The organism is Bacillus sp. PS237, from assembly GCF_037963345.1.
Taxonomy (GTDB): domain Bacteria; phylum Bacillota; class Bacilli; order Bacillales; family Bacillaceae; genus Bacillus; species Bacillus subtilis.
The window spans coordinates 1,839,745-1,864,843 of sequence record NZ_CP150156.1 but is presented as its reverse complement, the minus strand read 5'-3'; the positions used below and the strand labels follow the sequence as shown (position 1 = coordinate 1,864,843).

Annotated in this window: 31 protein-coding genes and 1 pseudogene; 11 read left to right on the top strand and 21 right to left on the bottom strand. The window is 41.5% G+C overall.

The annotated features are described in order from the left end of the window. Positions 1-12: 12 nt before the first annotated feature. The 4 genes from NST22_RS09390 to NST22_RS09375 form a co-directional block, all read right to left on the bottom strand. A complete protein-coding gene (locus NST22_RS09390) occupies positions 13-666 on the bottom strand; it encodes a Rha family transcriptional regulator (RefSeq protein ID WP_019712251.1) in 654 nt (217 codons plus the stop codon). Beyond that, positions 663-974, bottom strand: coding sequence for a hypothetical protein (locus NST22_RS09385; RefSeq protein ID WP_019712252.1), 312 nt, complete (start codon positions 972-974; stop codon positions 663-665). The genes NST22_RS09390 and NST22_RS09385 overlap by 4 nt, the downstream gene beginning before the upstream one ends. 70 nt (positions 975-1,044) lie before the next feature. After that, a complete protein-coding gene (locus NST22_RS09380) occupies positions 1,045-1,314 on the bottom strand; it encodes a hypothetical protein (RefSeq protein ID WP_019712253.1) in 270 nt (89 codons plus the stop codon). 12 nt (positions 1,315-1,326) lie between these two features. Beyond that, positions 1,327-1,572 (bottom strand): helix-turn-helix transcriptional regulator, encoded by a 246-nt coding sequence (locus NST22_RS09375; protein ID WP_019712254.1) that lies wholly within the window; start codon positions 1,570-1,572, stop codon positions 1,327-1,329. A 177-nt stretch (positions 1,573-1,749) separates the two neighbouring features. Here NST22_RS09375 and NST22_RS09370 point away from each other — a divergent pair, with 177 nt between their 5' ends. From NST22_RS09370 to NST22_RS09360, 3 genes are read left to right on the top strand one after another with little or no spacing between them, the layout of a single operon-like run. After that, positions 1,750-2,121 (top strand): helix-turn-helix transcriptional regulator, encoded by a 372-nt coding sequence (locus NST22_RS09370; protein ID WP_019712255.1) that lies wholly within the window; start codon positions 1,750-1,752, stop codon positions 2,119-2,121. A 7-nt stretch (positions 2,122-2,128) separates the two neighbouring features. Then, positions 2,129-2,596: an ImmA/IrrE family metallo-endopeptidase gene (locus tag NST22_RS09365; RefSeq protein ID WP_019712256.1), complete on the top strand. Its 468-nt coding sequence runs from the start codon at positions 2,129-2,131 to the stop codon at positions 2,594-2,596. Positions 2,597-2,648: 52 nt separating this feature from the next. Next, the gene (locus NST22_RS09360) at positions 2,649-3,794 is read left to right on the top strand and encodes a site-specific integrase (RefSeq protein ID WP_019712257.1); all 1,146 of its coding nucleotides are present in this window, start codon (positions 2,649-2,651) and stop codon (positions 3,792-3,794) included. A gap of 108 nt (positions 3,795-3,902) precedes the next feature. Here the strand turns inward: NST22_RS09360 and glnA are convergent, their stop codons facing one another. From glnA to spoVK, 5 genes are all read right to left on the bottom strand, one after another. After that, on the bottom strand, positions 3,903-5,237 hold the full coding sequence (glnA, locus tag NST22_RS09355; RefSeq protein WP_003231737.1) for a type I glutamate--ammonia ligase: 1,335 nt from the start codon (positions 5,235-5,237) through the stop codon (positions 3,903-3,905). A 58-nt stretch (positions 5,238-5,295) separates the two neighbouring features. After that, complete coding sequence (glnR, locus tag NST22_RS09350; protein WP_003238341.1) at positions 5,296-5,703, bottom strand: transcriptional repressor GlnR; 408 nt, start codon at positions 5,701-5,703, stop codon at positions 5,296-5,298. A 109-nt stretch (positions 5,704-5,812) separates the two neighbouring features. Continuing rightward, positions 5,813-7,078, bottom strand: coding sequence for an aminotransferase class I/II-fold pyridoxal phosphate-dependent enzyme (locus tag NST22_RS09345; RefSeq protein ID WP_003245218.1), 1,266 nt, complete (start codon positions 7,076-7,078; stop codon positions 5,813-5,815). A gap of 17 nt (positions 7,079-7,095) precedes the next feature. Further along, on the bottom strand, positions 7,096-8,358 hold the full coding sequence (hflX, locus tag NST22_RS09340) for a GTPase HflX (protein ID WP_003245432.1): 1,263 nt from the start codon (positions 8,356-8,358) through the stop codon (positions 7,096-7,098). A gap of 132 nt (positions 8,359-8,490) precedes the next feature. After that, on the bottom strand, positions 8,491-9,459 hold the full coding sequence (spoVK, locus tag NST22_RS09335; protein ID WP_003231746.1) for a stage V sporulation protein K: 969 nt from the start codon (positions 9,457-9,459) through the stop codon (positions 8,491-8,493). Positions 9,460-10,082: 623 nt separating this feature from the next. On the opposite strand from spoVK, the gene cwlC reads away from it, so the two are divergent. Then, a complete protein-coding gene (cwlC, locus tag NST22_RS09330; RefSeq protein ID WP_003244862.1) occupies positions 10,083-10,850 on the top strand; it encodes a sporulation-specific N-acetylmuramoyl-L-alanine amidase in 768 nt (255 codons plus the stop codon). A 63-nt stretch (positions 10,851-10,913) separates the two neighbouring features. On the opposite strand, the gene NST22_RS09325 is transcribed toward cwlC, so the two are convergent. The 9 genes from NST22_RS09325 to NST22_RS09285 all read right to left on the bottom strand — a co-directional run bounded on the left by NST22_RS09325 (position 10,914) and on the right by NST22_RS09285 (position 17,786). Then, complete coding sequence (locus NST22_RS09325; RefSeq protein ID WP_003245105.1) at positions 10,914-11,534, bottom strand: hypothetical protein; 621 nt, start codon at positions 11,532-11,534, stop codon at positions 10,914-10,916. A 49-nt stretch (positions 11,535-11,583) separates the two neighbouring features. Beyond that, entirely contained in the window at positions 11,584-12,573 is a 990-nt protein-coding gene (gene nrdF, locus NST22_RS09320; protein ID WP_003231754.1) for a class 1b ribonucleoside-diphosphate reductase subunit beta, read from the bottom strand. A 17-nt stretch (positions 12,574-12,590) separates the two neighbouring features. Then, complete coding sequence (nrdE, locus tag NST22_RS09315; protein WP_003245700.1) at positions 12,591-14,693, bottom strand: class 1b ribonucleoside-diphosphate reductase subunit alpha; 2,103 nt, start codon at positions 14,691-14,693, stop codon at positions 12,591-12,593. After that, positions 14,653-15,045 carry a class Ib ribonucleoside-diphosphate reductase assembly flavoprotein NrdI gene (gene nrdI / locus NST22_RS09310; protein WP_003231758.1) on the bottom strand — a complete coding sequence of 131 codons (393 nt, stop codon included), beginning with the start codon at positions 15,043-15,045 and terminating at the stop codon, positions 14,653-14,655. Before nrdI ends, nrdE begins: the two co-directional genes overlap by 41 nt. A 242-nt stretch (positions 15,046-15,287) precedes the next feature. Further along, complete coding sequence (locus NST22_RS09305) at positions 15,288-15,518, bottom strand: hypothetical protein (protein WP_003245262.1); 231 nt, start codon at positions 15,516-15,518, stop codon at positions 15,288-15,290. Between the two features lie 81 nt (positions 15,519-15,599). Continuing rightward, entirely contained in the window at positions 15,600-15,872 is a 273-nt protein-coding gene (locus NST22_RS09300) for a YmzC family protein (RefSeq protein ID WP_003245879.1), read from the bottom strand. Positions 15,873-16,067: 195 nt separating this feature from the next. Further along, complete coding sequence (gene hfq, locus NST22_RS09295; protein ID WP_003221097.1) at positions 16,068-16,289, bottom strand: RNA chaperone Hfq; 222 nt, start codon at positions 16,287-16,289, stop codon at positions 16,068-16,070. A 39-nt stretch (positions 16,290-16,328) separates the two neighbouring features. Beyond that, positions 16,329-17,273, bottom strand: a complete 945-nt coding sequence (gene miaA, locus NST22_RS09290) for a tRNA (adenosine(37)-N6)-dimethylallyltransferase MiaA (protein WP_003245569.1) — start codon at positions 17,271-17,273, stop codon at positions 16,329-16,331. Positions 17,274-17,372: 99 nt separating this feature from the next. Next, a complete protein-coding gene (locus tag NST22_RS09285; protein ID WP_003231769.1) occupies positions 17,373-17,786 on the bottom strand; it encodes a YmaF family protein in 414 nt (137 codons plus the stop codon). A gap of 88 nt (positions 17,787-17,874) precedes the next feature. Here NST22_RS09285 and NST22_RS09280 point away from each other — a divergent pair, with 88 nt between their 5' ends. From NST22_RS09280 to ebrB, 3 genes are all read left to right on the top strand, one after another. Continuing rightward, on the top strand, positions 17,875-18,150 hold the full coding sequence (locus NST22_RS09280; protein ID WP_003245252.1) for a hypothetical protein: 276 nt from the start codon (positions 17,875-17,877) through the stop codon (positions 18,148-18,150). Positions 18,151-18,286: 136 nt separating this feature from the next. Beyond that, on the top strand, positions 18,287-18,604 hold the full coding sequence (gene ebrA / locus NST22_RS09275; RefSeq protein WP_009967307.1) for a multidrug efflux SMR transporter subunit EbrA: 318 nt from the start codon (positions 18,287-18,289) through the stop codon (positions 18,602-18,604). A 13-nt stretch (positions 18,605-18,617) separates the two neighbouring features. Beyond that, positions 18,618-18,971: a multidrug efflux SMR transporter subunit EbrB gene (ebrB, locus tag NST22_RS09270; RefSeq protein WP_003245163.1), complete on the top strand. Its 354-nt coding sequence runs from the start codon at positions 18,618-18,620 to the stop codon at positions 18,969-18,971. Positions 18,972-18,984: 13 nt separating this feature from the next. Here the strand turns inward: ebrB and NST22_RS09265 are convergent, their stop codons facing one another. From NST22_RS09265 to NST22_RS09255, 3 genes and pseudogenes are all read right to left on the bottom strand, one after another. Continuing rightward, positions 18,985-19,437: an OsmC family protein gene (locus NST22_RS09265; protein WP_003245175.1), complete on the bottom strand. Its 453-nt coding sequence runs from the start codon at positions 19,435-19,437 to the stop codon at positions 18,985-18,987. Between the two features lie 69 nt (positions 19,438-19,506). Further along, positions 19,507-20,214: a poly-gamma-glutamate hydrolase family protein gene (locus NST22_RS09260; protein WP_003245758.1), complete on the bottom strand. Its 708-nt coding sequence runs from the start codon at positions 20,212-20,214 to the stop codon at positions 19,507-19,509. A gap of 279 nt (positions 20,215-20,493) precedes the next feature. Then, a pseudogene (locus tag NST22_RS09255) lies at positions 20,494-20,725 on the bottom strand (hypothetical protein). A gap of 224 nt (positions 20,726-20,949) precedes the next feature. Here NST22_RS09255 and aprX point away from each other — a divergent pair. The 4 genes from aprX to NST22_RS09235 all read left to right on the top strand — a co-directional run bounded on the left by aprX (position 20,950) and on the right by NST22_RS09235 (position 25,096). Then, on the top strand, positions 20,950-22,278 hold the full coding sequence (aprX, locus tag NST22_RS09250; RefSeq protein WP_009967303.1) for a serine protease AprX: 1,329 nt from the start codon (positions 20,950-20,952) through the stop codon (positions 22,276-22,278). Between the two features lie 110 nt (positions 22,279-22,388). Continuing rightward, positions 22,389-23,213, top strand: coding sequence for a hypothetical protein (locus NST22_RS09245; RefSeq protein WP_003244800.1), 825 nt, complete (start codon positions 22,389-22,391; stop codon positions 23,211-23,213). Between the two features lie 78 nt (positions 23,214-23,291). Next, positions 23,292-23,648 (top strand): hypothetical protein, encoded by a 357-nt coding sequence (locus NST22_RS09240; RefSeq protein WP_003245436.1) that lies wholly within the window; start codon positions 23,292-23,294, stop codon positions 23,646-23,648. A gap of 230 nt (positions 23,649-23,878) precedes the next feature. After that, positions 23,879-25,096 (top strand): cytochrome P450, encoded by a 1,218-nt coding sequence (locus NST22_RS09235; protein ID WP_003244857.1) that lies wholly within the window; start codon positions 23,879-23,881, stop codon positions 25,094-25,096. Positions 25,097-25,099 lie beyond the last annotated feature (3 nt).

Here is a 25,099-nt window from a genome sequence, read left to right as displayed (position 1 = left end):
ATTCTCATCCTCCTAAATTAACGGCCGCCATGTTTTAATCCATGCCTTAGCATCCTCAAAATCTAACTTTCTTAAATCCCTGTATGAAGGCACTGCGAAAGCGTCTCTAAAATTGCGGTAAATACTTGAAAATAGGCGACGTGTCCCCTCTGGGCTGTCATCGTATCTATCACGTATTTCATAAACACGCTTTTTAATTTGCTTTTGGATAACATTTTGTTGAAAGGAGTCGATACTCAAATTGTCTTCAAGTCTGCCTAAGCGTTTGTCCTGCTCGTTCTGTTTTTGCTCAAGACGGATCATGTGTTGTAACTGTGGGCTTAACTGTGAATAACCAGTTTGTAAGTGGTGCTCCATTTCATTAAATCTTGTAACGTATTCAGCTGTGAATAACACGCCCTTTTCACCCGTCATTTTATTTGCAACCATTTCACAGCCTTTTTTTGTTAGAAGATAATGAGGTCTTACCTGTCCTTTATTGTCCTGATAAGTCGAAGGAACAAAGAAATCTAACGCCCCCAAATTTGGGTTGGTTGAAATTACATCAATATATTTCTTGATATCCCTCAAAAGATGGTCGTGTCGTTTGTCTATATATTCAGCAACATCCCGACTATCAATGAGATACTGCCCGTTTGTTTCAATTAATTTCAAAGTGCTATTCATGTTGTAGCCTCCATTCTTTCCATTTCCCTGTGTCGAACTTCAATTATTTCTTGTTCCTCAGCTTCGCACATATGTACGCAGTATTCTTTTTCTGAGCTTACAAACTCAAGCATCACACGGCCTTTTAACGGCTGTGTCTTTTTTGCTATTTCAAACTTCAAGCCTGAATTATCACTTGGATTTTTTGAAAACGCGAAAAGCGGTCCACTATTGAACAAAAAATCAATGAAATTGTAAGATGCTTCAATATCTAAGTCCGGTTCCGGATTTATTATTTTAATGTCATTCAACTTCAAACTTTCATTCATTTTCCCACCTGCATTTCGTTTAAATTAGTTTAATACTCCTGTTTGAATATAGTTCTGTTGATATTTCCATTTAATTTCTTGGTTGCTCTGAAAGCCATTTGAGTAAAAACTCTTTGCATTGTTTCTCTGGGAAGAGCCATTTCTTTCCAACACGATATTTCGGAAACCTTTCATCATAAAAGAAAGTCTCCTTGATAAAATTCAGACTCATATTTGTTTGTCTACATAGCTCTTTCATATCCCAAAAGGTGTATGAATCTCTGGCCTCATTCAATTTCTCTTCAATTTTTTGAATACAAAGCTGCTTAATTTGTTCTTCATTTACTTGAACAGATAACACCGAATCACTCCCTTATGATATAAGCCATCGTTCCTTTTTAGGAACAACAGGTTCAAAAAAATAGGCGATCGGTACGCCAAAATGAAAATGCATCTTTTTTGCATCTTCTAGAGAAAAGTCCCCGCCAAAACCATTTAACTTTTTACTAATAGTGTTAGGCTTCACTTTTAATAAAGCGGCCACGTCTTTGTGCTTAATTTCATTTTCTACAAAGTATGCTTTGATTTTATTGTATGGTTGTCTATTTCTAGTTTCCAAATCACCGCCTCCTTCCGTTCCGATTAAGGAACAACTCAAATATAAAACACTTTATTTTCTGTGTCAACAAAAAATGTTCCTAATGCGGAATCATTTTTGGATAAAATGTTGCATTTAAGGAACACATATTATAAAATATTCCCATACAAGGAATATCGAATAGGAGAAGATAAAAGAATGAATGTATTTGGTGAAAGGTTGAAATCTTTACGTGATAAAAACAAGCAAAGCATAAATGAATTGGTCTTAGAATTAAATAAAAAATATGAGACAAGTATCAGTAAAAGCATGATATCTCGGTATGAAAACGGACAATCAGATCCAAAAATGGAAATTGTACGGATCCTTGCTGATTACTTTAATGTATCCTCCGATTATTTAGTAGGTATATCTGATATGCAGGTCAAACCTTTTAAATTTAAAATCCATGAAGACGTAGAGACCATTGCTGCGCATCACGATGGAGAAGATTGGACTGAAGAAGAGCTCGAGGAGATTCGTCGCTTTAAAGAATTTGTAAAATCAAAAAGAAAAAACAATCAGGAGTAGTCTATAAATGAGTTATGAAAACCTTTTAATTGAATCAGAAGATACAGTAACAGTATTCGAAAGGAAACTCAGCCGAAGAATAAAAGGTTTATATTCAGATGGAATTGTTTGGATAAATAAAAAGTTATCGAATACAGAAAAAAGAGAGGTTCTAGCTGAAGAATTAGGACATCACTTTACAACTGCTGGCCAAATACTCGATCAGTCAACCGTACAAAACAGAAAACAAGAATTGAGAGCTAGAAATTGGGCTTACAAAAAATTAGTGCCACTAAATAAAATTATTCAAGCCCATAAAGCAGGTATAAAAAATCGTTATGAACTCGCTGAGTTTCTTAATGTAACAGAAAAATTCTTGGACGAAGCTCTTAAAAGATATATTGAAGAGTACGGTTATTTTAAAGAGGTAAACGGACTAACAATTTGCTTTCAACCCTTAGGGGTGATCGAAATGTTCGAAACCTTTCAAGCGTAAAAAAATTTACACAAAAATCGAACACACATTCTTATTAGAGGTGATCATAATTATGGCGAGTTTTCGCAAACATTCAAATGGAACATGGGAATATAGAATTCGTTACAAAGATCCTATCAATCAAAAGTTTAAAGAAAAGTCCAAGCGTGGTTTTTCTACAAAAAAAGAGGCTCAATTGGCTGCAGCTGAAACAGAAAAACGAATTTTTAATGATCTTGAATTGGATAATCACCCCTACTATCTTAAAAATTATCTGCAAGACTGGTTAAAAGAATATAAATTAGGATCAGTGCGCAAAAACACTTTTGAATTACATAAACGAAATATAAATAATCATATCATTCCGTACTTCAAAGACATTGATATTAAAGACATAAAACCAATCCTCTACCAAAAATTTATCAACCACCTTTGCGAACAAAAATATAGTAAACGAACCATCGAAATTATCCATGGAACAATGCGAAATGCGATGGAGAAAGCAGTAATATTAGGAAAGCTCGAAAAAAATCCTTGTTATGGTATCGAAATTAAAACAAATAAAAAACGAGAATACAATATGGAGTTTATCAATAGCGATGACATACCTCTTTTTTTACGTGTAGCATATGAATATGGTTATATGTACTATATTTTCTTTAAAACACTCATAAATACTGGCATGCGCAAAGGCGAGGCTGCTGCTTTACAGTGGTCAGATATTGATTTAAAAAATAAAACCATCTCAATTTCTAAAACTCTAGATTTTAAAGCAGCTTCAAAAGATGAATTATTTGGCGACCCTAAGACTTATACATCCAGACGTATTATTACTATTGATCAAAGGTTGATAAATGAACTTCACGAACTTAGAAAACGACAAAACGAAGATAAACTTCAGCTTAATGAGATCTATAACCATGACCTTAACTTAGTCTTCACTCGCAAAGATGGTTCACATTTACCTAAATCGTCCTTGTTTAATGCTTTTGTCCGAATACTAAATAAAGCTGGTCTAGAAAAACTCCCTATTCATGCTCTTCGTGACACACATGCTGTTTTGCTCCTTGAGTCAGGTGCTTCAATGAAATATGTACAAGAACGACTGGGTCATAAAAGTATTCAAGTTACGTCAGATATTTACTCACACATCAGCAAAAAGATTGATAGGGATTCAATGAATAAGTACGAAGATTATATCTCCACAATTATGGAGTAATTTTTTATTGATTTTTTGTGGGTGTTTTGTGGGTGATCTGTGATTTATATTAAATTGTAAAATAATCAAAAAATCCCCTGACACCAATAGTGCCAAGGGATTGAGAGATTAATACTGAGACATATATTGTTCGCGCTCCCAAGGATGAACTTGTGTACGGAACATATCCCATTCGATTTCTTTTGCTTCGATGAAGTGTTCGAATAGGTGCTCGCCCAGCGCTTTGACCATGACTTCGTTTGATTTGAATTCTTCTAGTGCTTCCGCAAGTGTTGCTGGAAGGTCAACGATTCCGTTTTCCATGCGCTCTTCTTTGCTCATCACATAGATGTTGCGGTCGATTGGAGCCGGCGCTTCCAGTTTGTTTTTGATTCCGTCTAATCCTGCAGCAAGCAATACGCTAAGTGCAAGGTATGGGTTTGCAGCTGGGTCTACACTGCGTACTTCAACACGTGTGCTGATGCCGCGAGAAGCCGGGATACGGATAAGCGGGCTTCTGTTTTGCGCGCTCCATGCTACATAACAAGGTGCTTCATAGCCAGGAACAAGACGTTTGTAAGAGTTTACTGTCGGGTTTGTTACTGCTGTAAAGCTTGTTGCGTGCTTCACGATACCTGCAATGAAGTGCTTCGCTGTTTCACTTAACTGAAGATCTGCGTTTTCGTCAAAGAATGCGTTAACACCATTTTTGAAGAGTGATAGATTGCAGTGCATACCTGAACCGTTTACACCGAACAATGGTTTTGGCATAAATGTCGCATGCAGGCCGTGTTTACGGGCAATTGTTTTGACAACTAGTTTAAATGTTTGGATGTCATCACAAGAGCGGACTGCTCCAGCATATTTAAAGTCGATTTCGTGCTGACCAGGTGCTACTTCGTGGTGAGACGCTTCGATTTCAAAGCCCATCTCTTCAAGCTCAAGTACGATATCGCGGCGGCAGTTTTCTCCTAAATCAGTTGGAGCTAAGTCGAAATATCCGCCTTTGTCGTTTAGTTCAAGCGTCGGCTCGCCTTTTTCGTCCAATTTGAATAAGAAGAATTCAGGCTCAGGCCCAAGGTTAAAATCACTGAAGCCGAGGTCTTCCATTTCTTTCAGAATCCGTTTTAAGTTGTTTCGCGGGTCACCTTCAAAAGGTGTGCCATCCGGATTGTAAATATCACAGATGAAACGTGCTACTTTACCTTTTTCAGCTGTCCATGGGAAGATAACAAATGTATTTAGATCTGGATACAGGTACATGTCTGACTCTTCGATACGAACGAATCCCTCAATAGAAGAACCGTCAAACATGACTTTATTATCAAGCGCTTTTCCAAGCTGGCTTACAGGAATCTCAACATTCTTGATTGTTCCAAGAATGTCAGTAAATTGAAGGCGGATATACTTCACGTTTTCTTCTTTTACTAATTTTTCGATATCTTCTCTAGTGTACTTTGCCATTTGGTAAAATTCCTCCTCTTAAAAGGTAAATGTATATAGCAAAACAGTTGCTAACGGATTAATGAAAGAAGCGGGACATGTCGCCTTGACGGAATGTATTCCCTCTTTGAAAACGGCCGGCTTGCATGAGCTCGTTTTTCAGGAGCTGTCTCAGTTCGTCATCGGACAGATCATGTTTCATTGGTTTTTTCGTCTTCTCGTTTTGTTTTTGTTCTGGCTCGGCTTCGGCTTTCGCCAGAATCTGTTTAATTCCTGCCATGTTTACACCTTGTTCTATCAGGTGCTTGATTTCTAACAGTTTATCTACATCATGAAATGAAAATAATCGTCTATTTCCTTCACTTCTGGCTGGAAATATCAGTCCATTTTCCTCATAATATCGAATTTGTCTTGCTGATAACTCAGTTAACTGCATGACAATTCCTATTGGAAATAAAGGCATTGAGCGGCGAATATTATCACTCATCTCAATTTCCTCCTTTTCTTAACTTAGTTTCATTATAGGTGATGTTATATTATGTGTCAATACGATGTAAGGATTCTTAACATCAAATCCAGAGAAATTTTTAAAAAATTTAAATTAATTGCTTTTGCATCAATGAATCCACTGCACTGCATATGGCATTCTTCACATGCGAATAGGTTAATCCTCCCTGAACATACGCTACATACGGCGGGCGGATAGGGCCATCAGCTGATAATTCGATGCTTGCTCCTTGAATAAACGTCCCTGCTGCCATAATGACATCATCCTCGTATCCAGGCATGTAGGCTGGATAAGGCGTCACATGAGCATTGATTGGCGATGCAAATTGAATAGCCTGGCAAAAAGCAATCATCTTTTCTCTGTCAGAAAACTCAACGGATTGTATTAAATCCGTTCTTTTCGCATCCCATTTCGGGTTTGAAGTGAAGCCGAGTTTTTCAAGGAATCTCGCTGTAAACACCGCTCCCTTTAAACTTTGAGACACAACGTGAGGCGCCAAAAAGAAGCCTTGGTACATTTCTTGGAGCGAGTAAAGAGATGCCCCCGCTTCTCTGCCGATGCCGGGTGACGTCATACGGTATGAGCAAGCTTCAATCCATTTCGCTTTTCCGACGAGGTAGCCGCCTGTTTTCGCAAGGCCGCCGCCGGGATTTTTAATGAGAGATCCCGCCATCAGGTCGGCTCCGACATGGCAAGGCTCAAGCTCTTCCACAAATTCTCCGTAACAGTTGTCCACAAAGACGATCAGATTTTCATTGATTTCTTTTACAAAACGGATCATTTCTTTTATTTCACTAATTAAGAAAGAAGGGCGATTCGCATATCCTTTTGAGCGCTGAATGCCGATTACTTTTGTCTTCGGATTGATCGCAGCGGCGACTGCATCATAGTCTATCTTTCCGTCTTTCGTCAGATCAACCGCATTATAGCCGATTTGAAAATCCTTTAACGAACCAGCGTTTTCTCCACCCCTGACGCCCACAATTTCCTCTAGCGTATCATACGGCTTGCCCGTGATATAAAGGAGCTCGTCCCCCGGTCTGAGGACACCGAACAAAGCAATTGAGATGGCATGTGTGCCTGAAATGATTTGCGGCCTTACAAGCCCCGCTTCTCCGCCAAACACATCCGCATATATGCTTTCAAGCGTGTCTCTTCCGATATCATCATAGCCGTATCCAGTAGACGGCGTGAAATGAGTGTCGCTTACTTTGTGTTTTCTATAGCTTTGAAGCACTCTCCACTCATTTCGCTCGCTGATTTCTTCTATTTGTTTATGAATGCCGGCAATGTCCGCTTCCACTTCCATTGCCGTTTTCTTCAATAATTCTCCGTGTGTTAATGTGTCAAACATGTCTTTATATTTCCTTCCTACATATACTTCTTTAATTCACCGATGATACTTTGCTCTTCTTGGACATAGCCGGATATGTCATACTGTTCATTTTCTTCATTAAAATAGAAGCGGTCTACCATCGTTTCCGATTTGATTCTGGAAAGGAGCTTCCCTTCACTTGCCGGCACATGTGCTTCAAAAGACGTTAACAGTTCTTGGCGCAAATAGCGCTGAATCGCTTCTTTAAAGGCTGCAGCGTCGTCCTCAAATTTCGCACTGACCATAATGTGATCCCTTCCGGCGGTCGGTATAAAATCAGGCAGTTTTTGATCACGTTTATTGTAAGCCGTCAGCATCGGGATATCATCTGCTTCAAGCTCCTCAAGCAGCCGAAGCACTGTTTTTTCATGTCCCGCATAATCCTCATTTGAAGAATCAATTAAATGCAGAATTAAATCCGCTTCTTTTACTTCCTCAAGCGTTGAGCGGAATGCAGCAATCAATGTCGTCGGAAGATCCTGAATAAATCCTACTGTATCTGAAAGAAGAACACTGTAGCCGCTTGGCAGGACCATTTTTCTGGTCATCGGGTCCAGCGTGGCAAACAGGAGGTCTTCTTCATAGCTGTCAGCACTCGTCAGGCGGTTGAACCATGTTGATTTCCCTGCGTTTGTATAGCCGACAAGCGCAATTTGAAGCACACCGTTTTTCTTTCTTCTTTCACGGTATCGGCTTCTATGGCGAATGACAGTGGAAAGCTGTGTGTTGATTTCATGAATGCGATTTCTGATATGGCGGCGGTCGGTTTCCAGTTTCGTTTCCCCGGGACCTCTTGCCCCAATTCCTCCGCCTTGCCGGGAAAGGTTGATCCCTTGTCCCGTCAGACGCGGCAGTGCATATTGCAGCTGAGCCAGCTCAATTTGAAGTTTGCCTTCTCTCGTTCTCGCCCGCTTTGCAAAAATATCTAATATCAATTGCGTGCGGTCAATCATCTTCACTTCAATTGCTGTTGCCAATGACTTCAGCTGACTTGGCGACAGTTCATCATTAAAGATGAGGAGATCAGCTTCAAGCTCTTCCACGAGTGCCTTCAGCTCTTCTACCTTCCCTTTTCCTATATATGTAGCGGCGTCAGCCCTGTTCCGTTTTTGTGTGACGCTGGTCAGTACTTTTCCGTCTGCTGTTTTCGTCAGAGATGCTAGCTCTTCCATAGAATTTTCAAAATGCTCATCCGTGATATGCGGCAGCTGACATCCGACTAAAATGGCTTTCTCCTGAATCGTTTCTTGTTCGTTCAAATGGATGTTCCTTTCTTTTGCATATTGGGCAGTAGTATTATCATACCAAACCCTGCATGTGTATACCACAAATCGATTGCTTTGAAAAGCGGAAATACGAGCAAAAAACAGACCTCTCAAAAACTGAGAGGTCTATGCAGATCCAGATGCTTCTTCTTTAATGGAAAGATCTTGGCTTTTGATGGTCATCAAGTCGCTTTTTAAGTATTGGTCTCCCATTAAAAGCCTCATGGCTTGTGCTCTGATCGATTTTTCGATCACATTTCTGACAAAACGTCCATTGCTGAATTTAATGGGACTTGTCGTGCTTTTCACTGTCATTAAGTAATCTTTCAATTTCCATTCCGCTTCTTGACTGAGCTGGTATTCCCTTTCATCGATCATTCGTTTCGCAATCTCCATGAGCTGGGTCACAGAGTAATCCGGAAAATCAATGGAGATGGGAAATCTTGATTGGAGTCCGGGATTTAACGAGAGAAAATGATCCATTTCCCGTGAATATCCGGCGAGTATCAAAATAAACTCATGCTGTTTGTCTTCCATATGCTTTACAAGTGTGTCGATCGCTTCTTTCCCAAAGTCCTTTTCGCCGCCTCTTGCCAGCGAGTAGGCTTCGTCTATAAACAAAATGCCACCTAATGACTTTTTGATTAAATCTCTCGTCTTTTGGGCGGTGTGTCCGATATACTCCCCGACCAGGTCAGCCCGCTCCGCTTCTATTAAGTGGCCTTTTGACAGGACATTCATTTCAAAGAACAGCTTGCCGATGAGCCGTGCAACCGTCGTTTTTCCCGTTCCCGGATTTCCTTTAAACATCATGTGCAGCGCTTGCTTTCCAACCTTCAAGCCTTGCTCCGCGCGTTTTTGGTTCACAAAAATCCAGGCGTATATTTCCTTGATGTTGCGTTTCATTTCCTCCATCCCAACTAATGCGCTCATCTCTTTTTCGATTTCCTTCAAAATGCCGTGCTTTGCTTCGTTTTTTTGCAATGCAGCCTGATATTCCGCCTCTGCCTCAGCATTCGTCAGCACCTGCTTTTGCCCGTTCAGAATAATGTTGATCTGTCCGTTGTTTTTATAAGTCACAGCGCGCTCCAACATCTTCACCTCTCTGTTCTCTCTATATGATATTCAAGCGGATGCCGATTGTGACAAACGCCTATCATGTGTCGAAACAATTGCTTTTTTCGGGAACAATAAGGAATCCTGCGCTTTCCCGAGAAATACTTTATTTCTTATTGTATTCACGGACATGGGGTGGACAAACCATGAGATTTTGTTTTTAATCATTTTGTCAGAGTATTATAGTGAGCTTCTTTCTCATTATTTCTTTTTCATACAACGGGCTGATTTTTGTACGAAACGTATTACCCGCCCTAAGATACCTGAAGTGTTTTTCTTTTTTTCGATTTATAAAGCGGTGTCTTTAATGAAAGGAGCTTTCCTCATCAATTTACGTTTTAAATGCTTGATTTAATATGAACGCAAAGCTTAAAACCAGCAGGAATCAGTGCAGGTTAACCGAACCCATAGTACATACAAACATATGGCGTATGCACAGATTTCATGTCGGACCGTATCTGTTGTCGCTTCATGTTGAATTGTGCGCTTTCCCGAGAAATAATTTCTGGATGTGAAAGGGTTATTTCCTCATTTTTCAGTTGAATGATAATCGTACAAGCAGAAGCCGTGTTTTTTCATATCCTGTAATGAGGTGATGAAAAATGGTTAAAATTTTTATTGATCCTGGCCATGGCGGGTCTGATCCAGGCGCAACAGGTAATGGCCTTCAGGAGAAAACGTTAACCCTGCAAATCGCTTTAGCCTTACGTACGATATTAACTAATGAATATGAAGGCGTTTCTCTGCTGCTGAGCCGGACAAGCGACCAATATGTCAGCTTAAACGACCGGACAAATGCCGCAAATAACTGGGGAGCAGATTTCTTTTTGTCCATTCACGTTAATTCCGGGGGAGGCACAGGTTTTGAAAGCTATATTTATCCAGATGTAGGAGCCCCGACGACGACTTATCAATCGACAATTCACTCTGAAGTGATACAAGCTGTCGACTTTGCCGATCGCGGCAAAAAAACAGCGAACTTCCACGTCCTAAGGGAGTCGGCAATGCCTGCCCTCTTGACCGAGAACGGCTTCATTGATACCGTTTCCGATGCAAATAAGCTGAAAACGAGCAGTTTTATTCAAAGCTTAGCGAGAGGACATGCAAACGGGCTGGAGCAAGCCTTTAACCTTAAAAAGACTTCCAGCTCAGGGTTATATAAGGTTCAAATCGGCGCATTTAAAGTCAAAGCGAATGCCGACTCGCTCGCAAGTAATGCCGAAGCCAAAGGTTTTGACTCGATTGTCCTTTTAAAGGACGGATTATACAAAGTGCAGATTGGCGCATTTTCATCCAAAGACAATGCAGACACCCTCGCTGCCAGAGCGAAAAATGCCGGCTTTGACGCTATTGTGATCCTAGAATCATAGCCGAGACGGGGACGAGCGTCTCATAAAAAAACCCGGCTCCTCATCGCGAGAAACCGGGTTTTTTTATTCAAGAATATCAACAACAAACTGTGACCATGTTTCCAGACGGTTGTAGATATCATCCTGTTTTAATTCAGAAACTTTCATCCATTTACCCGCAATTTGTTCTTTCTCCTTCACTTCCACTTGTGCGCCAGGCTTTAATTGAAGCGCAGAAAGAATACCGATATGCACTTTGCCAACACTGTTTTCATCATCATTGATCAATCCCAGTGTGACAATCGCCTGTTTATCTTCTTCATTTATTTGCAGTTCTTCCTCAAGCTCACGGTCTGTGTTCAGCTTTAAGACTTCAGCAAATGAAGCTGCCCCTTCGATGGCGTTCATATGGCCGCCAAAACCGAGAGAAAGCTTGTTGTGCAGACGTGATTCACCGCCGCCAGCCAGCCGCTCGTAAAGAAAAACTTCATCTTCACGCTTAATGACGACATAAGGTATCGGCTGCTTGAAACGCGGATCTTCTTCTGCGTCCCCTCTTCTCATTTCACGATAGGCCGCTTCAATCTGAGCCATGATTTCTGCTACTCTGCTATCTTCACTGTACACGCCCTGGAAGGTTAAGCTTTCTTTTTTAAACACATCATCGCGCGGGGCAACTAAAATCATTTCGTCCATTTTTCCCATGGGTACTGCGTCCTCCTCATTTGAACCTTCAAGCCGAAAAGAGCAGATATTATATCTGCTCTTTTTCATCTTCAAAATAAAAGTCATCATCTTTGAGCGGCTCAACTGTCGCTTTTTTATAGCCATTCCCCTTCATAGAGAAGAAGTCATGCGATTTTGTTTTTGTGTTTAATCCGTTTAAAACGATCGGATTAATGTCTTCCTCTTCGAAGTATGGATCAAATCCAAGGTTCATCAGCGCTTTATTCGCATTATAGCGGATGAATTTCTTTACATCATGTGAGAGCCCGACTTGATCGTACAAGTCCTCTGTATACTCAAGCTCATTTTCATATAACTGATTCAGGAGGTCGATCGCAAATTCACGAAGCTCTGCTTTTTTCTCTTCTGTCTGTTTATTATAAATTTCCTGAGCAAGGAGACCGACATACACGCCGTGAATCGCTTCGTCACGAAGGATCAGGTTAATGATCTCACCGCTTTGCATCAGTTTTCCTTGTCCGTAGAAATATAACGGATAATAGAAACCGCTGTAGAAAAGGAAGCTTTCCAGATAGACGGAAGCAACCATGGCTTTGAACAGTGAAATTTCATCATCTTTTTGAATGGCTTTGTAAAGCCCGACAATCATTTGCGCTTTTTTCTGCAAATATTTATTTTGTTTAACCCATTCAAATACTTCATTGATCGTTTCAGTCGGTGCAAGGGTCATGAAAATATTAGAGTACGACTTCGCATGGACAGCGTTCTCCATCATCGCCATAAAGTTCAGCACCGCTTTCCGCTGGTGGCCATCTACGTGTTCAGCCACGATCGGCATCCCCGTATTCCCCTGCTCTGTGTCAAGAAGCGTAAGTCCGGCCAGTACCTTCATATAAGTGTCCTGCTCATTTTTTCCGAGGTACTTCCATGTGAGGAGATCGCCGTTTAAAGCAATCTCTTCCGGAAGCCAGAACTGTTTCACGTTTTGGTTATAGAACATTTGGGTAAAATCGTCTTCATGCTTTGACCAGTTTGCTGCGTCATAAATTTTTGTCACTATAAACTCTCCTTTAATCAAACAACACAAGAAAGGCAGCTGTCTTGCCCAGTATCTTTCGTTCTTGCATAGTAAATGGTTTTAATTCCTCTATGATGTGCATACAGATCGATTCGGTTTAAATCTCGGGTCGTCATTGTGTCTTTTAAGAACAATGTAAAGCTGATTCCCTGATCAATGTGCTGCTGGATAGTGGCGATCATATCCACAACCTTGAACATGTCCATATCGTAGGCTTCTTTATAGAAGAACCAGTTATTAGATGCAAGCCCAGGCATTGGGTAGTACGTTTTTGAGTTGCCGTATGTTCGTTCTTCAATCCGTTCCATAATCGGCATAACAGACGCCGTGCTTGATTGAACGTATGAGATAGAGCCTGTCGGCGCAATGCATAATCTGTAGCTGTGATACATACCGTGTTCAGCGACAAATGCTTTTAGCTTTTTCCAGTCCTCTGTCGTCGGGATATGCATACCTTCAAACAGATTAGCGATTTTTTCGTATTTCGGTGAGAAATCAGTTGAAACGTATTTGTCGAAGTATTCACCTGTCGCATAGGTTGATCCTTCATATTGATCAAACGTTTCGCCCTTCTCTTTTGCGATTTCCGCAGAACGCTGGATGGAGTAGAAATTCACCATCATAAAGAACGTGTTTGCAAAGTCACGCGCTTCCGGACTTTCATACGCAATGCCGTTTTGCGCAAGGTAGCCGTGAAGGTTCATAGCACCGAGGCCGATTGATTTCATCGCTTTGTTTGCCCGTCTTACAGCAGGCGCATTACGGATGTCTGTTGTTTCAGACACGTGTGTTAAAGAGTCTGTCGCAAGCTTGACTGTCTTTTCGATTGATTTATGCTCCATGACATTGAGAATGTTAAGCGAACCCAGGTTGCAGGAAATATCCAGACCGATTTCATCTTCTTCATCATAGTCTGTGTATGAAGAAACTTGAGATGCCTGCAGCACTTCAGAGCAAAGGTTAGAAAATTTGACCTTGGAAATATGGTTATTCGCATGCACTTTATTGACGTTATCTTGGAACATGATGTATGGATAGCCTGATTCAGAACGAAGCATCGCCAATTTTTCAAGCAGTTTCCGCGGGTTGATTTTTTCCTTTTTCACCCGAGGGTTGTCGACAAACTTGTCGTACATTTCGTTCATGTCCATCTCATCCATGTGCTGGCCGTACTCTTTATAAATCGTGTGCGGGTAGAATACATAAGCCGCTTTGTCCTCGCGTGCAAGCTCAACGAACTTATCCGGAATGACAACACCGATCGAAAGCGTTTTGACACGCACATCTTCATCCGCAGAAATCTTTTTCGTATCAAGAAAATCATTGATATCGCGGTGGAAAATGTTTAAATACGCCGCGCCGGAGCCTTGTCTTTGTCCCATTTGGTCAGCGTAACGGAACGCGTTATCAAGAAGCTTCATGACGCCTACAACGCCTTTTGTCGCATTCTCAACATCTTTAATGGCTTCACCTTTCGCGCGAAGCTTGGACAGGTTAAGAGAAACCCCGCCACCAAGCTTAGAAAGCTGCATGGAGATATCGATTGCTCTTGAAATGTCATTTAAAGAATCATTAACTTCGAGCAAGAAGCAGCTCACAAGTTCACCGCGGCGTTTTCTGCCGGCATTCAAAAATGTCGGTGTGCTCGGCTGATATTCTTGATTGATCATCAGGTTTACATATTCTTTTGCTTTCTCAGTGTCGCCGTTAGCGAAGAACAGCGCAACAATTGAGATCCGGTCCTCATAACGCTCGAGGATTTTTTTCTTGTCATTCGTTTTCAAAGCATAGTCATTATAGAATTTAAACGCACTCATGAAGGAAGGAAAACGAAACTTCTTAGCGTAAGCTGTCTTAAACACTTCTTTAATGTCTTCAAAAGAATAAAGGCTTAAGAATTCCTCTTCGTAGTATTGGTTTTCAACCAAATAATCCAGCTTCTCTTTTAAATTGTGAAAGAAGACTGTGTTTTGATTGATATAATCTACAAAATAGCTATGTACAGCTTCTTTATCCTTATCAAACTGGAATTTCCCATCTTTTTGGATCATGATTTCGTTATTTAACTGGATCCATTTTGGCACTTGATTTTGTGACAACTCTTTCTACCTCCTGAGTAAACAATTCAACGTCTTTAGATGTGCCGCTGAGTTCAAATTTGTGCAAGATCGGCACCTGATATTGTCTTGAAATGGTATCGGCGCTTTTTGCAAAGTTATCGCCCCATACTTTGTTGCCGCTCGCAGCGACTCCCAATAAGAGATGGGCGTATTTTTCGAGAAATGATTGTGTTGATGCCGGTACCTGGCCGAAGTTTGTCGTGTAGGTGACCAAAACAAACGGAGTGTCCACGTGGTCCATTTCGTCCACCTTGCGTATCTGCTGAAAGCCTGTTTTATTCACAAACCGCTGAACATTCCCTGTTTTCGAATCAAATATGATTTGTACCACGTTTTATCACGACCTATCAAAAAATATGAATCTCTCATCACTAACACTATATATAGTATACTACCCTCTAGCAAAAACACAATATATAGATTCGTTTTTATGAAAAATTCATATTTTGATCAAATCAGGCAAACGGGCAGACTCATTAGGGCCCAAAAAAGAGAGCAGAACGAGAATCATCTCTCGTCCTACTCGGGGTGTCGTTTTTAGCCGATGTATATCATAACATGAAAAAAAACTGCTTAGTAGTCTAGATTTTTTTTTCTTAAGCTATCACAGCATTTTTCGCTCTCTACTGTTTCTTCTATTTCAACATCCGCGCCGATCTCTTCTAAAACCGCCTTCAAAGCAGTGATAATTGACGCTTCTCTGATTAATTCTTTTCCGTTCACAATGATACTTGTTCCGTATTCATAGCAAGAATCATCTTCGCAAATTTCTTCCCAATGATTCACGATCACTTTATGCTTCATGTTTTCACCCTCTGTTTGATCTGTGTCTGTATTTAGTTTAGCGGCTGGCATCCGCTTTGTAAATTCGAATGCTTGTGAATTTTATTCAAGCTCATCATCCGCGTATTCTTTCTTCAGCTTTACCTCATTGCGGGACTCATTATACTCATAAATTTTGATATAGCCGTCCTCCATAACGCCAAAATGGTTATGTTCAAGTGGAAACGAGGTGGGCTGAGGCGTTTCATAGTCTGAATTGCCGTTGTCTGTTTCAATAATGGTATCTTGATTCCCGCACGCCCCGAACAGTAAAAAGACAGCTATCCATACAAGTGCAATCCTGATTCGTCTCAGTTCTGCTTCACTTTCAAACAAGATCGATCACTCCCAAATTCATTTTATACATAATATACCATTTTTACTTCCGTATGTTGTTCTCATAAAAAAAGACCGTGCCTTGGCATGGTCAGCTTACACAAAAAGCTTGGAGCAAAAGTGGATTCATGTTAAAAATGGCCGCCGGGAACCCCCGACAGCCTTTCCTCATGTCTTGACATGGCATTTTTTGATCTATTCGAGTTCAAGCTGGACGTTTTTTTGCGGCGCAAACGTTGAGATCGCATGTTTATATATAAGCTGCTGCTTACCTTCCGATTCCAACAATACGGTAAAGTTATCAAAGCCTTTCACCTGGCCCCGCAACTGAAAGCCGTTCAGCAAAAAAACAGTGACATACGTATTTTCTTTCCGGATTTGATTCAAAAACTGATCCTGAATATTAATCGGTTTCATGTTTCGTCCTCCTTGATTCTCTATATCATACAGTTTCGATTAAAGTTCGAGTTTTCCTGCTATATGTGTGAAAATTTCCTTTTTTTTCAGCTCCATATCAACAGGCGGTGTCATATCGAACCATGTGACCTGCATTTTGTTGCGAAACCACGTCAGCTGGCGTTTCGCATACCGCCTCGAGTTCTGCTTTAGCTGTTCGACAGCATCGGAAAGTGTCACAAAACCGTCAAAATATGCATACAGCTCTTTATAGCCTATCGCCTGTATTGATTGACAGTCTCTCACGTTCTTGTCGTATAAGCGTTTCACTTCCGGAAGAAGGCCTGACTGCATCATCAAATCGACCCGCTGATTAATTCTTTCGTAAAGCGTGTCTCTATCCATTGTCAGGCCAATTAACACTGCATTGTACAGAAGTTCTCGTTTTTGTTCCTTCAAATGCTGGGACATCGTTTTTCCGGACGTATGTAAAATTTCCAGTGCGCGAATGACTCTTCTTGTATTATTCGGATGAATCGCAGCTGCTGCCTCGGGATCTGCTGCAGCAAGTTTGGCATGAAGAAAGTCAGCGCCTTCCCGCTCAGCAGCCATTTGCATGCTCTCTCGAAACACGGGATCATTTGCCTCTTCCGTAAATGTATAATCGTAAAGCACAGATTGTATATAAAGCCCTGTACCGCCGACAATCATCGGAAGCTTTCCTCTATTTGCAATCTCGCTGATTTTATTTCTTACTAAGCTTTGATAATCGGCAGTAGAGAAAGAGTCTTGGGGATCTAAAATGTCAATCAGATGATGGGGCACTCCCTCCATCTCCTGTTCGGTAATTTTAGCTGTTCCAATATCCATCCCTTTATAAATCTGCATCGAATCTCCGCTGATAATTTCCGCGTTTAAGGATTTGGCTAGCTGAATACTTAAATTGGTTTTCCCCACTGCCGTCGGTCCGACTAAAATGACAACGGGCTGCTTCGTATTATTCAATATGTATCACTCTCTTTTATAAATCTCCCCCCATTATAGCATTCAACATGGACAACCACCTATCCATTTTGCCCTTTTTTTGCATCGGTAAACATCCTTCTACCAGCCGAGCGGCTCATTGCCGACAATTTCCCTTGTCTTTCCTTTCAGGGTATGACGATGCGTTTTTCTTCTGTCATCTCCGGGATCGTACACAACCCCTCCGTACTGGATCTCAATCGGCTCGTTATAGGCCAGATACGTCGTTTCTTCGATTTCATGATAATGTGTGCCATCTGCTAAGGGAATCGCCGGTCCTGAGATTCCGTAATACCGATGAAAATGGCCGTTTTCAAATGAAGTGATCCCTGTATAGTAATGTGTATGCTGATCGGTATTTGATCCGTTTGCCGGCTGAGTAAACCCTTCGATGAGATGATAATGGCCCTGTTCTCTCGTTGTTTTGACATGATAAGCATGTGCGTGGGGCGGTGCTTTTGACCAGTCAGACTGATACAGGCCCAATGTGTTCACATCCTCCTTTTCCTCGATTCGCCCAATCAAATCCGGGCAGGGTGAATACACTGCATCATCTACACTTTATTACAGGAGGAAAGAAAACATGAACGAGTTAGAGCATTTCAGCCCTGAAGATACAAGAATATTTGGAAGGCCGTTCGGATTCGGGAGACCATTTGGGTTTGGAAGACCGTTCGGGTTCGGTTACGGGTTTGGAAGACCCGGATTTGGTTATGGGTTTGGCCGGCCATTCGGATTTTTTGGAGGACCGTTTATCGGCGGCCTTGCAGGCGGGCTTATAGGAAGCGCTTTATTTAATCCTTATTTGTATGGCGGATACCCCTATTATCCGTATGCCCCGTTCCCTTTTTATTATTAAACGCAAAAGACCCCTTAAAAAGGGGTCTTTTTAAGTGTGTGAAAATGAATCTCTTGACTCATACATAGGCATACACTAATATTTTTCTAGCTGAAGTTTTTTTTCTAATCTAAAAATATAGTGAGGAGAATTCATGATGTTGATAGGATATATATTCCTCACGATTGCCATATGTTCGGAATCGATAGGAGCAGCCATGCTGAAAGTATCTGATGGCTTCAAAAAGTGGAAGCCAAGTGCTTTGGTCGTTATTGGCTATTCCCTCGCCTTTTATATGCTGTCCCTGACTTTAAACCATATTCCCCTGAGCCTCTCCTATGCGACTTGGAGCGGGGCAGGCACGGTGCTGACGACAGTGATCGGAGTAAAATGGTTCAAGGAAGATCTGAATGCCAAAGGGCTTATCGGGATTCTTTTATTACTATCAGGGGTCGTGTTACTTAATTGGCCGTAAAGGAGTGATGAAGATGAGAGGATTGCTTTATTTGGCTCTCGCCATTGTATCTGAAGTGTTTGGGAGCACGATGTTGAAGCTTTCAGAAGGATTTACACAAGCCTGGCCCATTGCCGGAGTCATAGTCGGATTTCTTTCTGCTTTTACGTTTCTAAGCTTTTCTTTAAAAACAATTGACTTATCAAGCGCGTATGCAACATGGTCGGGCGTTGGTACCGCGCTTACAGCAATTGTCGGGTTTTTGCTTTTTGGCGAAACCATCAGTTTAAAAGGTGTATTCGGTCTCACGCTTGTCATTGCAGGCGTGGTCGTGCTAAATCAATCGAAAGCCCACGCTGAAGATAAAAAACAGACGGCCTGTGAGTGACCGTCTGTTTTCTTTATTCTCCACCCAGTTTCACAGAGGCTTCAAGCTGCAGCTCGACATTTCCTTGAATTGCACGCGAAATCATGCATGACGACTCCGCTTTTTTACAAAGTTTGTGCGCCAATGCGACGTCGTCTTGTGAAGCATCATGTTTAAGCACGACAGAGGGACGGTGAATGATCTTTTTGTATGTAAAGACTCCTTTTGTAACGTTGACAATGCCTTCTGACTCCATCTGTAAGTCTTCTTTTTCCAGCCCGCTTCTCTCCATCATCGCTGCAAGTGTAATAATGTAACAGGTCGCTGCCGCCCCGAGAAGCATTTCATCTGGGTTGGTCCCTTCTCCCGGGCCATCCATTTCTTTAGGAATGGAAATCGATGTGATCAGGTTTCCGCTTTCGATCGTACCGACATCATTACGGTTACCCGGCCAGTTCGCTTTTAAATAAAAATGATGATCTGCCATTGTTTTGCCTCCTTTTTTATCCTATTTCAGTCTACTGATCTTCTCTTATTTTGTCTTCTGATCTGCTTGTTACGAATACTCTTTTTCCAGGACACCTTTGATCGCACTGACATAAGCATAAAATTCACTGTTCTTTGTGTATTTTCTATTTTTATAATAAAAATCATCAAAAAATGCTTCTCTCTGCTCACGGCTGATTTCCAGCTGGATACTTAGCCCCGTTTCCCCTTGGTTATTAATGTTTTCGGCATTCAATCCAGCAAGACCGCTTTTAGACGACGCTAACTCAGCGGAAAACCCTCTCCGCTCAAGGGCTCTCACAATCATTTTCGCCCGCTTTCGGTCTGTTCCCCCTACAAGGGTATTCTTGTTCTCTCCTTTATATCCGTGAAAAGCCACCACATATTGATGCTCCTTGATTTTCTTTTTTGCCAATGGCTCATCAAAGTTGGTGCTTGTAATGTGCAGTGTTTGGTTATCATGGGACTTCAACCCTTCAAATAGGTATGTAGAGTATTCATTATTGAAATAACGCACAAGCTCACTTACTCCGCCTTCAATTCTTCCGCCATGCGGAGACATAATTAAGACTTTGCTTCCTTTTTTCTCATTATATGAAATATCGTAATCGGCTGGGCTCTCATTCTCTGCCAAGCTGCTGAAATTTGAATATGTATCTGGCTGATTTGATGGTTCTGGTTCCAATGAGTAATGAACATATCTCAAGAACAAGACAATGGCTAAGACTAATATGACATTTAGTAAAAATCTTCTCATGTTTAACTCCTTTCATAAGAATGGCGCGGTTCATTATATGAGGTTTAGCCAATAGGTTTTATCTTACCATTGTATACACAATATCATCAGTGAAAAAGTTCCCGGTTTCAAAAAATCAATTGATTGTCACGGTTATTAGCGGTTCATTTCAAATAAGAGTGAAAAAAGGTTGAGAGGAAAGACAAAAAAGGTAGGAACAACCTCACTTGGCAAATAAATGTATATAGGTTTAAGGAGGGTTTTAGTAACAGGCTGCCCGGTTGCTGAGACGGACAGCTGTTACCGGCCTGCAGAATAGAGATTTTGCTTATTTGTTCTCACAAAATCACAGGAGAGGATAGAGTCCAATAAAAATGTTCTGATCTGTTGTTTCGAAAAACAAAATGCTTTGATTTTCGTTTTGCTTTTCTGTCTCACAATAATCGTTCTTTTACTAATCGTTCCGTCTTTCTTCATATATAATGCTGATTGGCATTTGGCTTTCCAAAGATCGGTGCAAGTAGAAATTCATACGGTTGCTCTCCCCTTCCCAGTTTGATATGATCACATTATAATACGAACAAACGTTCTTTTTCAATCCCCAATGATTTCCTCAGCTTCTGAATCTATCGTATCTAATGCGAAAGATTCAGAAAAACAAACTCTTGTCTGTCTCTTACAGAGGACAAACAAACTTACCAAACCTATCATCTGTTCATAGAGTATACAGAGAACCTTATAATAGGAGGAAAATACATGTTTGGGTACTCTATGGTACAAATGGTGAGAGCAAATGCTCACAAGCTAGATTGGCCGTTACGGGAAACCGTATTGCAACTTTACAAGCCCTTCAAATGGACTCCTTGCTTCTTGCATAAATTTTTCGAAACCAAATTGCAAAACAGAAAAAAAATGTCAGTCATTATCGAATTTGAGGAAGGCTGTCACGAGACCGGCTTTCAAATGGCTGGAGAGGTGCTGCAAAAAGAAAAACGCAGCAAGCTAAAAAGCCGCTTCAACAAAATCAACTGCTGCAGCGCCGAGGTTACTCCTTCAGCATTACATTCCCTTCTCTCTGAATGCAGCAATATCCGTAAAGTGTATTTAAACCGCGAAGTCAAAGCGCTTTTAGACACGGCAACCGAAGCAAGCCATGCGAAGGAAGTCGTCAGAAACGGGCAAACCCTGACAGGAAAAGGTGTTACTGTCGCTGTTGTCGATACAGGAATCTACCCGCATCCTGATCTAGAAGGAAGAATTATCGGATTCGCGGACATGGTCAATCAAAAAACAGAGCCGTACGATGATAATGGTCATGGCACACACTGTGCAGGTGATGTCGCAAGCAGCGGTGCATCCTCTTCCGGTCAATACCGCGGACCTGCACCGGAAGCCAATCTCATCGGCGTAAAGGTATTAAACAAGCAGGGTTCAGGAACGTTAGCAGATATTATAGAGGGTGTTGAGTGGTGTATTCAATACAATGAGGACAACCCCGATGAACCGATTGATATTATGAGCATGTCGCTCGGGGGCGATGCCCTTAGATATGATCATGAACAGGAAGATCCGTTAGTCAGAGCGGTTGAGGAAGCGTGGAGCGCAGGGATTGTCGTCTGTGTCGCTGCCGGAAACTCAGGCCCTGATTCGCAGACCATTGCAAGCCCGGGCGTGAGCGAAAAGGTGATTACAGTAGGTGCGCTTGACGATAACAATACTGCAAGCAGCGATGATGATACTGTCGCTTCCTTCTCAAGCCGCGGCCCGACAGTATACGGGAAAGAAAAGCCCGATATTTTAGCGCCGGGTGTTAATATTATTTCCCTTCGCTCTCCGAATTCTTATATTGATAAGCTCCAAAAGTCAAGCCGTGTAGGGTCTCAGTACTTTACAATGTCAGGAACCTCGATGGCAACACCGATTTGCGCAGGAATCGCAGCTTTAATTCTTCAGCAAAACCCGGATCTTACCCCTGATGAAGTAAAAGAGCTTTTGAAAAACGGCACGGACAAATGGAAAGATGAAGATCCGAATATCTACGGAGCGGGCGCTGTCAACGCAGAAAATTCCGTTCCCGGCCAATAAACATCATCAAAAGCCGGCAATTCTCTCTCAGCAGAACTGCCGGTTTTTTCGTTTGAATATTCATAATCATAAGGTAAAATAATGGAAAATAGATGAAGGAAGTGAAGAAAGTGCCATATTATATCTGCAATACATGCGGTGTGCAACATGCACAGACTGTAGATCCGCCCAACTCGTGTCTGATTTGCGAGGATGAAAGACAGTATATTCATCCCGATGGACAAACTTGGACAACCCTTGAAGACATGCGTGAGAAAGGAAACCTTCAAAACATCCTTAAAAAGGAAGAAGAGCATCTTTACAGCATCAAAACTGAACCAGAGTTTGCGATTGGACAAACAGCCCATCTTATTCAGCATAAGGGCTTCAATGTGCTGTGGGATTGCATGACATATCTTGACCAAAAGACAATTGACCAAATCAACGAATTAGGCGGTATTCAAGCCATCGCCTTGTCTCATCCACATTATTACTCTACTCAGGTTGAGTGGGCTGAAGCGTTTCAGGCGCCGATCTATATCCATGAGGATGATAAAGAATGGGTGACAAGGCCAAGCAATCACATTCACTTCTGGTCAGGGGAAACGCTCAATATGAAGCCGGGACTGGACCTTTACCGACTGGGCGGACATTTTAAAGGCGGTGCTGTTTTGCATTGGAGCAAGGGCAATGAAGGGAAAGGCTGTCTATTGACCGGAGATATCATTACGGTTGCGGCGGATCGAAACTGGGTCAGCTTTATGTACAGCTACCCAAATCTCATTCCCCTTCCCGCCTCCAAAGTTGAAGAAATAGCAGCCAAAGTAAAACCGCTTCAATTCAACCGGCTTTACAATGCTTTCTCTAAAGTTGTCAAAGAAAATGCCGACGAATCGGTCCAGCGTTCTGCCGTACGCTATATCAAGGCACTCAACAGCGAACTGTTTCATACATAAAGAGTGGGGCGGCTCTTTCCCGTGTAAAAGATGCAGCAATTGGGAATAGTATCGTGTAGATCAAAAGGAGGAATATTGATGGCACACACGAATACACAGCTTTCTCAATGGCTGGAATCAAAAGTCGGCCAGACGCTTGATATTAGAAAAGGTGAATTGACCCATGATGAAGAGATATCAGACTTGGATCAGATTGTTCTCCACCTTCAAAAAGTGGCTATACGCAGTACGAATCATCCTGATGATTATGTTGCGAAAGAAGAGCTTGTTTTAGAAGGCGAAGGAACAACATTCACTGAGGACGGAAACGTACCGCTTCCGCAAAATGCCTATGAGATTCCTTTATTAGGTGAGCTTCATATTCACCAAGAAAACGAAGGATTGAAGGTCGTAACAGATCGTGCAGTATATACAATTGATATCCAGCACAGCTGACAGCCACTTTCATCAAAATAATACAGCGTAGCGCCTTTGAGCTTTCGTTCAAAGGCGCTGCTTTATATCGAGCCGTTTTTTCACTTTTTTCGTTCTTCTCCCTATTGAATGACGCCTAAGATAGATATATAGTTTTAGAGACAGGATTACATTTCAAATCATTCTGTTTTTTGTAAACTAATTCAGCAATTTGATTCATCTATTTACCCTATTAGGCGAGGAGAATGCAAATGGAAAAATTGATGTTTCATCCGCATGGTAAAGAGTTTCATCACAATCCTTTTTCAGTTTTAGGACGATTTAGAGAGGAAGAGCCCATTCACCGATTTGAATTAAAACGGTTCGGAGCCACATATCCGGCCTGGTTAATTACCCGATACGATGATTGTATGGCCTTTTTAAAAGACAATCGAATTACAAGAGACGTAAAAAATGTGATGAACCAAGAACAAATCAAAATGCTCAACGTTAGTGAAGATATCGATTTTGTATCCGATCATATGCTGGCAAAAGACACACCTGACCATACCCGCCTGAGATCACTTGTTCATCAAGCATTTACTCCCCGAACCATTGAAAATCTGCGCGGCAGCATTGAACAAATTGCTGAACAGCTTTTAGATGAAATGGAAAAAGAAAATAAAGCGGATATCATGAAATCCTTCGCTTCCCCTTTGCCTTTTATTGTTATATCTGAATTGATGGGAATCCCAAAAGAAGATCGGTCACAGTTTCAAATCTGGACCAATGCGATGGTTGATACCTCTGAAGGTAATAGAGAGCTGACAAATCAGGCCCTTCGTGAATTTAAAGATTATATCGCTAAGCTGATCCATGACAGAAGAATAAAGCCAAAAGACGATTTAATCAGCAAACTTGTGCATGCTGAGGAAAACGGCAGCAAGTTAAGCGAAAAAGAGCTCTATTCGATGCTGTTCTTGCTCGTTGTAGCCGGCCTTGAAACAACTGTTAACTTACTCGGCTCAGGCACCCTCGCATTGCTGCAGCACAAGAAGGAATGTGAGAAGCTCAAGCAGCAGCCTGAAATGATCGCTACAGCGGTTGAAGAATTGCTGCGATACACCTCACCTGTCGTTATGATGGCAAATCGGTGGGCCATCGAAGACTTTACATATAAGGGGCATTCGATCAAAAGAGGAGACATGATTTTTATAGGCATCGGATCTGCCAATCGCGACCCGAATTTTTTTGAGAACCCCGAAATATTAAATATAAATCGGTCGCCTAATAGACATATTTCTTTTGGTTTTGGCATTCATTTCTGCTTAGGAGCGCCTCTTGCCAGGCTGGAAGGCCACATTGCATTTAAAGCACTTTTGAAGAGATTTCCTGATATTGAACTTGCGGTTGCACCTGATGACATTCAATGGAGAAAAAATGTCTTTTTAAGAGGATTAGAAAGTCTCCCTGTTTCACTTTCAAAATAACAT

Excerpts from the sequence above, each read along its gene's own strand:
- hfq (WP_003221097.1), bottom strand. The coding sequence starts at position 16,289 with ATGAAACCGATTAATATTCAGGATCAGTTTTTGAATCAAATCCGGAAA.
- NST22_RS09360 (WP_019712257.1), top strand. The coding sequence starts at position 2,649 with ATGGCGAGTTTTCGCAAACATTCAAATGGAACATGGGAATATAGAATT.
- NST22_RS09385 (WP_019712252.1), bottom strand. The coding sequence starts at position 974 with ATGAATGAAAGTTTGAAGTTGAATGACATTAAAATAATAAATCCGGAA.
- spoVK (WP_003231746.1), bottom strand. The coding sequence starts at position 9,459 with ATGTTGGAGCGCGCTGTGACTTATAAAAACAACGGACAGATCAACATT.
- NST22_RS09305 (WP_003245262.1), bottom strand. The coding sequence starts at position 15,518 with ATGAAGCATAAAGTGATCGTGAATCATTGGGAAGAAATTTGCGAAGAT.
- aprX (WP_009967303.1), top strand. The coding sequence starts at position 20,950 with ATGTTTGGGTACTCTATGGTACAAATGGTGAGAGCAAATGCTCACAAG.
- glnA (WP_003231737.1), bottom strand. The coding sequence starts at position 5,237 with ATGGCAAAGTACACTAGAGAAGATATCGAAAAATTAGTAAAAGAAGAA.
- glnR (WP_003238341.1), bottom strand. The coding sequence starts at position 5,703 with ATGAGTGATAATATTCGCCGCTCAATGCCTTTATTTCCAATAGGAATT.
- NST22_RS09280 (WP_003245252.1), top strand. The coding sequence starts at position 17,875 with ATGAACGAGTTAGAGCATTTCAGCCCTGAAGATACAAGAATATTTGGA.
- ebrB (WP_003245163.1), top strand. The coding sequence starts at position 18,618 with ATGAGAGGATTGCTTTATTTGGCTCTCGCCATTGTATCTGAAGTGTTT.
- NST22_RS09325 (WP_003245105.1), bottom strand. The coding sequence starts at position 11,534 with ATGGGAAAAATGGACGAAATGATTTTAGTTGCCCCGCGCGATGATGTG.
- cwlC (WP_003244862.1), top strand. The coding sequence starts at position 10,083 with ATGGTTAAAATTTTTATTGATCCTGGCCATGGCGGGTCTGATCCAGGC.
- NST22_RS09240 (WP_003245436.1), top strand. The coding sequence starts at position 23,292 with ATGGCACACACGAATACACAGCTTTCTCAATGGCTGGAATCAAAAGTC.
- NST22_RS09345 (WP_003245218.1), bottom strand. The coding sequence starts at position 7,078 with ATGTTTGACACATTAACACACGGAGAATTATTGAAGAAAACGGCAATG.
- NST22_RS09365 (WP_019712256.1), top strand. The coding sequence starts at position 2,129 with ATGAGTTATGAAAACCTTTTAATTGAATCAGAAGATACAGTAACAGTA.
- NST22_RS09265 (WP_003245175.1), bottom strand. The coding sequence starts at position 19,437 with ATGGCAGATCATCATTTTTATTTAAAAGCGAACTGGCCGGGTAACCGT.
- NST22_RS09390 (WP_019712251.1), bottom strand. The coding sequence starts at position 666 with ATGAATAGCACTTTGAAATTAATTGAAACAAACGGGCAGTATCTCATT.
- NST22_RS09260 (WP_003245758.1), bottom strand. The coding sequence starts at position 20,214 with ATGAGAAGATTTTTACTAAATGTCATATTAGTCTTAGCCATTGTCTTG.
- ebrA (WP_009967307.1), top strand. The coding sequence starts at position 18,287 with ATGTTGATAGGATATATATTCCTCACGATTGCCATATGTTCGGAATCG.
- NST22_RS09370 (WP_019712255.1), top strand. The coding sequence starts at position 1,750 with ATGAATGTATTTGGTGAAAGGTTGAAATCTTTACGTGATAAAAACAAG.
- NST22_RS09235 (WP_003244857.1), top strand. The coding sequence starts at position 23,879 with ATGGAAAAATTGATGTTTCATCCGCATGGTAAAGAGTTTCATCACAAT.